This is a genomic window from Arthrobacter sp. Y3221157, assembly GCF_059089865.1.
Map to the genome: position 1 here is coordinate 41,638 of NZ_JBNHFD010000020.1, position 6,737 is coordinate 48,374.

Genomic DNA, 6,737 nt, shown 5'->3' on the forward strand with positions numbered 1-6,737 from the left:
CGCAACGGGTGGACCCGGGGCCGGATCGACAGCGTTGGAGAGTACGAAATGCAACTCGCACAAACGGGTGAGGCCCTGGGGGCCTCCTACCGCTTCAGCGGACGGGTAGGCTCCGGCGCCGTTGGGGAGGTCTGGACCGTGACCGCCGCGGCGGACGGCAGGACGCTGGCAGCCAAGGTGCTCCGCCCTGAGCATGCCAACGACCCGTCCCTGGTGGAACGGTTCGTCCGTGAACGCTCGGTGCTCCTCGGACTTCAGGACCCCCACATTGTGATGGTCCGCGACATGGTGGTGGAAGGCCCACGGCTGGCCATCATCATGGACTACGTCCCGGGCGGCTCGCTGCGGGACGCCCTGCAGCAGGAGGCCGGCGCACTGCGCCCCGAAGACGCCCTCAACGTCGCCGCCGAAGTCTTCGACGCCCTGGCCGCCGCACATGCACGGGGTGTCACACACCGCGACATCAAACCCGACAACGTCCTCCTGGCCCGGCCCTGGTCCGAGCGTGCCGAGGGCGACGTCCGCGTTTCCGACTTCGGCATCGCCGACGTCGTGGGCGAAAGGATCCGGCAGACCACCGGCCTCATCGGCACCCCCCAGTACATGCCTCCCGAGCTCATCAGCCAGGGCAGGTCCGGCCCGCCGGGTGACGTGTACTCCGCCGGCGTGCTGCTCTACGAACTCCTGGCCGGCCGCACCCCATTTGCCGGCCCCGGCACGGACTTCAGCGTCGCCTACCGCCACGTCTCCGCACAGCCGCCGCGGATTCCGGTAACAGACGCCGTCTGGAACATGCTGGACCGGCTGCTCGCCAAGGACCCCGACCAGCGCCCCACCGCGCGCGAGGCAGCGTCAACCCTCCGGCGCCTGGCGCCAGGACTCGCCGGCGCCGCCCCCCTGGCCCGTGCCGAGGCACCCGCGGATTTTGACGACGTCGAACGTCCCGCAACAGTGGTGCGTGGAGCCTTCACCGACGCCGAACTCGACGCCTTCGCCGCCGCCCCCCAGGACGACGGCGATGTTCCGGAACTCGGGGAGGCAGGCAGCGCAACAATTGCCCGGCCGATGCCCCGGCGCGAGGTCCGGCCGCCGAAGGCTGTGCGACCTCCCGAAGAGGATACGGTCCCTTTCTGGCGCACCCGCAAGGCGTTGCTCCTCGCCGGCACCGCCGTCCTCCTTCTCGCGGCCATGGTGGTGGGCTTCATAGTCCTGTCACCGGCCCATCAGGCCGCACCGCAGGCCCGCGGGGAGCGTCTGGCAGCACAGCTGCAGGACACGGCGCTGCCAACAGGCCTGACCGTGTCCCGTTCAGCCACCTACGAGCCGTCCACCGGAGAGGTGCGCCTCACGGTGACCTACGCGGCACAGAAAGCACCCTTGTCCGGAGATCTCCTTGAAGTCGTACCGGCTCTTGCCGAGACAGATGCCTGCCCGGCCGTCACCTGGGACGGGGCATCGGCCGGCAGGAACCAGGCATCCATCACAGGGCTGGACGTCGAGTGCGGCTGGAAAGTATCCGGGCTGGCCATACCAGCCGGCGGCTCCACCCAGGTGACCGCAAAGGTTCCGCTGGCGCCCGCGGACCAGCAGGGGCTAGACGCTTGGCTGCGCGCTGGATCCGAGGCAACACGGAGAGCCATCCAGGATCCGACTGTCAATGGCACCGCCTATCCGGTCCAGCGCCTCCAGAACGTGGAGGTGCGCACCCCAGCACGCGTTGTGACGCCCAGCCCGCTGACCATCACCCTGATACCCGTCTGGGCCAGCGGGGCGGACGAGTTGAACCCGCTATACGTCAGCCCCGCGTCGGGTAAACCGTCACAAATGCTCGAGGCAGTAACAGGCGGCGAAAGAGGGCTGCGCTTCTCCGACGCCTGCGGCGGGGCGCTGGCAGTGGACAGCTCCGGGCTCACCGTCACGGCGCTGCAGATCTCTCCGGAGTGCACGGTACGAGCCAGCGTCGGAAACTTCACTGATCTAACGTCGCCGCCCTTCGACATCACATCGCGCGAAAATTAGTCGGATGACTCCTTTACAAGCGATGTAGCCACTCCGAATACTCCAAAGACCTCACACGAGAGAACATCGGGCCTGGTTCCGATTTGGCGGATTATCGCAAGCGAAACTACTGATCGTCCGGTTTGTTGCGACAACGCGGCATCCTGTCCATGACTGTTCGGGCAGGGGCTTCGACACTACTGGGACCGCTTAGCTCCTAACAGGGCCCCGACCGTGTGTTGACAAGGATTAGAACAACACCGCAGGCACCGAGAGCACTCCGGAGATTCCTCCCGCGTGTCTCCTGAAGCGGCTCTGCGCGTCCGGGCTGCGATGCCTAGCTTCGGTCCCTGCGACAAGGCGAACCCAAAACCCGGAGGTCATGTAGTAGGCCCGTCACAGGACCATGAACTGGTGTCGGCCATCCGGGGCCGGTACGACAGAACGGGAAGGAGAACCCGCGCAGTCCCAGTACGGGCAGGCGGAGGGCTCGCCAGCCAGGGTCCTGAACCCGCCACCCACAAACCTGAATAGGCCCCGCGGCGGCCAGGCCACAGCCCGCGACCCAACCCGTCAGACGTGTGGACACGCGCTTAAAGCCGAAAACCCCCTCTGACGAGGGGGTTTGCGTGCCCGAGGTGGGACTCGAACTGTCTTCCGGGCCTTGCAAGCACTGGGAACTCCAGAAAACATAAGCAATCCGAGGCAGTCCGGCCGATATGTGGCCCAGTCCGACGCCGAATGTGTTGACAGTGTCAACACTCTCTTTTTGCCACTTCGAAGCATCTCCGAACACCAGGTGAACACACGGCTACCGTCTGACGAGGTGGGCCGCAATCGTCCGCGCGCTGTCCTGCAGTGTGATGTCGCCGGCTGCCACACCCACGACGAGATTGAAGGCCTCGTCAGTGCTAAAGTCATGCCGGTAGCCGTTGATCCAGAGCATCAGAACCATCAGCGTCCAGGCCGTGCGTTTATTTCCGTCGATCAGGGGGTGAAACCGCGCCACCGACTCCATGAGCGCCGCTGCCTTCGTCGCTAACTGCGGATAGGCTTCCACCCCCATCACAGTGGTCGCAGGCCTCGCCAGTGCCGAGGCCAGAAGCCCGATATCACGGACATGCAATCCAAACCGGTCAACGACCTGCAAAGCGTCCTCAATCTCGAGGTACTCCGTCACGCATCCTCAAGGCGCGTCAAAAGCTCGGCATCATGGCTCAACACGAAATCCAGACCCTCGCCGATTTCACGGGTCCGACGGTGACGCTGCAGGACCAGCTCCGCACCCCGAAGCAACAACGCAGACTTCGACGTATGTTCCTCGGCAGCCAGCTGGTCCAAACGCCGATCAAGATCTTCGGGAACACGCAGATTCATAGCCATCCACCAATGGTACCAAAACAGTACCAGCAAGGGTCCTGTCTCAGTCAAGTTGGCAACGCGGATCCGCGACCGTCAACAGCGCGGCCAGAATACTGTCCCAGTTCCGTCACCGGTGTAGCGGCGGTGCCGCTTCCAAAGCGTCTGCCACGGACCAACTCGGCCGGCACATCCCGCCCAGCGATCCCCCAGCGGTATGGTAATAATGCCCTCGACCACCCGCCGGGGTCGTCCCGGAACGGGCGACCCCGGCGACCAACAGAAGACGGCAGCAACGGCTAAATAAGGCCCCACTGCCCATCAGTCAAAACATAGAAATACGAGACACCCATCAAGCATTCCGGACAACCGCTTCAGGGCCTGGGAGACACACCCTAGCGGCGTTCGAATGTTCCCGTCAGCCTCGCCCGGCCCAAGGTGTGGGTGGAGAGCGCGGATTGCAGGGCGGCCGGGGTGTCATCAGTGCGCAGGTCCAGCCGCTCAACATCCATGGCGTGGACCACCAGCAAATACCGGTGCTGACCGTGCCCGGGAGGCGGGGCAGCTCCCACGAAACCGACAAATCCCGCATCGTTCTTCAATTGCACTGCACCAGACGGTAACCGGGAGTTGTCCCGGGAACCTGCACCGGCCGGGAGGGAGGTGACGTCTGCCGGGATGTTCACCACAGCCCAATGCCAGTAGCCCGCGCCTGGGGCATCGGGGTCGAAGACGGTGACTGCGTAGCTCCTGGTTCCCTCGGGCGCGCCCGACCAGGTGAGCTGGGGCGAATCGTCCCGCCCGCCGGCTCCCAGGACGGCGCTGCGTTGGGCTTCCGGAAGAACCTGGCCATCTTTGAAGGATTCGCTGATGACTTCGAAGGATTCGATCCCGGATGTGGGTGCAAATGGATCATGCGTTTTCATGGCTTCCTTTCACTTGCTGTCAAGCTCCGCACCCGTCAGTTCGACAGCAGGAGCGTCCTCTGCGGCGGTTTCAATGCAGTTGAGTTCGGCACGCGTGGGCGGATTAGCGCCAGCGCGTGAGACGGTCACGGACGCAGCCCTGGCCGCGTGCGTGAGGAGCTGGCAAGGCGGGCCACTCTATCTCGTCTGTCACTGGGACAGCCTATCTAAGGGGTGGAATTTTGGCTTCCTAGCACACAATTCGGGGCGATCGAGCCCATTTTGCATCAAGAAAGTCGACGACAACCCACTTCTCCAATCCTCGACTTTCCAGGAGACCTCGATCCGTCCTCGCACGGTGTCGTGCGAGGTGCGCGCCCAGATAAGGCCGCCGCCGGGCCCGTACTGCACTACGGCTCCTTAGGCTAGCGAAAGAAATAGCTTCTCAAGTTCTTTGAGATCCTCCTCGGTGGCCGGGTTCTCCGGGAACTGCAAGTGGTACTGGAGCGTCTGGGAGATGATGGCGAATCCGGCCCGATCGAGTGCCCTCGAGACGGTTGCCAATCCCCTACACACGCACCGTCGCCCACTACCTCACCAGCGACACCACCGCCACATCCATCCTCTTCGCCGTCTACACCAGCGAAACCGACCACCCCGGCCAGGCCAGGCCGTATGCCGGCACCATCGCGGCTCTCACCGGGGTCCTCGCCGAACAGGGCATCACCATCCGGGACGGACTCTTCGTAGGAGACGAAACCTTCTTCCCCTACGACGGCGACCCCGGCACCAGCCTTGCCCTGCCCGTCAACTCAACCCAGACAAGCGCGATCAACGCCGAATTCATCTACCGAGGCAGCTTCATCGAACCCACCGACCAAATCACCCTCCCAACCACCAGCCACGAAGCGGCGAAAGCGGCCGCCGTCGAACACCACATGGACACCATCGCCTCCCAACGAGCCGACGACGCGCTGCAGCAGGGCCGGAAGCTCTGGGCAGGCATGCTCGACTCCACCACCTTCCCCAGCGGTGACGACTGCCACGCCCTGGTCGCGAACCTGCAGTTCCCCGCGATCCGCGACCGGCTCATCGCAGATATTCCGGGCGTGAACGAGCCTATGCAGCAGATCCTGTTCGCCCAGACCGAAGAGGCGCCGAAGTGGTCACGCATCGAGTGGGCACAACAACTGCTCCTGCACGCCTACACCCGCACCAGCCCCCAGCACTCAGCACCGGTCCTGACGGCCATCGGCTACATCAACTGGTGGGAAGGCAGAGGAAGCAAAGCGCACCAATTCCTCCAACTCGCACTCGACAACGACCCCACCTACCGCCTCGCCCGCCTCAGCGACCAAATGATCGGCTCCGGCATCGTCGCTGGCTGGAACATGAACAAAGACACCGCCTACAAAGCTCTACCGTTTGACCTAGCGTGAACAACGAGGACCCTAACGCTCAAAGACGTGACGTGGTCCATCTGAATTTGGCCAACGATCGCGGCTCTCCTCCCCCTTCACAAGTGCCTCTAACAGCCTGCAGTATTCAAGTCCGAGCCGAAGACTCGCATGGTGTCGGGAGCCCGCTGGTTGACGCAAGATCCGTTTATCGGCGATAAAAATGGTTAGGTGAGTGACCGGCGTCAAACACCGTAGTGGCGGCAGCCGCCACTGGGAACGGGCAAAGTAGGATCTGGAGACTACCCTCCTGCCTGCGGAGCGGCTATGGTCTCGGTCATGAAGCCGATCATCCTCCTCGACATCAACGGCGTGCTCAACCCTAAGCTTCAGCCCGGTGACAAGTCTGATGGGAAGAATGCCCAGCTATCGGATCTAAAGGTTGCCCTGGTGCGTCGGCTCGCCACCAAAGGGAGGCTCGCGTGGGTATCGACGTCAAATGAGGATCTTGCGGACAGCCTCGAAGCGCAGCTGCAGCTTGAGGTTAAACCGCTGCGGGTGCAGATCATGCCGGAGCCGGACGATGAGGACCAGCAGACGCCGAAGCTGGGGTCAGTATCCAGGTGGTTGAACAAAATGGAGGCCGAAGGCGGCGCTGACTGGGACGCCATTGTGTGGATCGACGACGCACTAGGGGCTGACGTGCACGACTGGGCCCACCAGTACCACCAACCAGTCCTGCTGGAGAAGCCTGACCCTGAGCAGGGCCTGACAGAAGCCCACGTCGTGGCGGTGCAGGTTTTCATTAACGACGAGGAACGGGACCATGCACCCTGACAGCAGACGGGTCCCGTCACCCGCCAAGCGCTACGGTCACAACTTAAGGGTAAGGACGTGTACCGTCACCTTCGAATGGAAAAACAGCGCAATCTAGGGTCCGGGACGGCCACGTGACGCCGGCGAACGGTGGCGGGATACGCCCGCGCATGACTGGCATGCCGCCTGAACCCTCTAGAGTCTTTGCCTATGAACGCCCCAGCCAGTAATGTCCCGGTTCGACCCGTCCAGCGGGTCGTCA

The 6,737-nt window shown here is 63.6% G+C and carries 7 protein-coding genes and 1 pseudogene; 3 read left to right on the forward strand and 5 right to left on the reverse strand.

What is annotated here, in order from left to right; genetic code table 11:
* The first annotated feature begins 48 nt into the window (after positions 1-48).
* A complete protein-coding gene (locus AC5RTT_RS08085) occupies positions 49-2,019 on the forward strand; it encodes a serine/threonine-protein kinase (protein WP_494144750.1) in 1,971 nt (656 codons plus the stop codon).
* Between the two features lie 790 nt (positions 2,020-2,809).
* Here AC5RTT_RS08085 and AC5RTT_RS08090 read toward each other — a convergent pair.
* From AC5RTT_RS08090 to AC5RTT_RS08110, 5 genes and pseudogenes are all read right to left on the reverse strand, one after another.
* Positions 2,810-3,178: a type II toxin-antitoxin system death-on-curing family toxin gene (locus tag AC5RTT_RS08090; protein WP_494144751.1), complete on the reverse strand. Its 369-nt coding sequence runs from the start codon at positions 3,176-3,178 to the stop codon at positions 2,810-2,812.
* Positions 3,175-3,381 carry a ribbon-helix-helix protein, CopG family gene (locus AC5RTT_RS08095; protein ID WP_494144752.1) on the reverse strand — a complete coding sequence of 69 codons (207 nt, stop codon included), beginning with the start codon at positions 3,379-3,381 and terminating at the stop codon, positions 3,175-3,177. Before AC5RTT_RS08095 ends, AC5RTT_RS08090 begins: the two co-directional genes overlap by 4 nt.
* Before the next feature lie 371 nt (positions 3,382-3,752).
* Entirely contained in the window at positions 3,753-4,283 is a 531-nt protein-coding gene (locus AC5RTT_RS08100) for a YbhB/YbcL family Raf kinase inhibitor-like protein (RefSeq protein WP_494144753.1), read from the reverse strand.
* Positions 4,284-4,292: 9 nt separating this feature from the next.
* A pseudogene (locus AC5RTT_RS08105) lies at positions 4,293-4,442 on the reverse strand (carbohydrate kinase); the annotation flags it as partial.
* A gap of 30 nt (positions 4,443-4,472) precedes the next feature.
* On the reverse strand, positions 4,473-4,673 hold the full coding sequence (locus AC5RTT_RS08110) for an alpha-L-rhamnosidase C-terminal domain-containing protein (RefSeq protein ID WP_494144754.1): 201 nt from the start codon (positions 4,671-4,673) through the stop codon (positions 4,473-4,475).
* 146 nt (positions 4,674-4,819) lie between these two features.
* On the opposite strand from AC5RTT_RS08110, the gene AC5RTT_RS08115 reads away from it, so the two are divergent.
* Together AC5RTT_RS08115 and AC5RTT_RS08120 are read left to right on the forward strand one after the other, a co-directional pair.
* Positions 4,820-5,701 (forward strand): DUF4192 family protein, encoded by an 882-nt coding sequence (locus tag AC5RTT_RS08115; RefSeq protein ID WP_494144755.1) that lies wholly within the window; start codon positions 4,820-4,822, stop codon positions 5,699-5,701.
* 297 nt (positions 5,702-5,998) lie between these two features.
* Positions 5,999-6,496, forward strand: coding sequence for an HAD domain-containing protein (locus tag AC5RTT_RS08120; protein ID WP_494144756.1), 498 nt, complete (start codon positions 5,999-6,001; stop codon positions 6,494-6,496).
* The last annotated feature ends 241 nt before the right edge of the window (positions 6,497-6,737 follow it).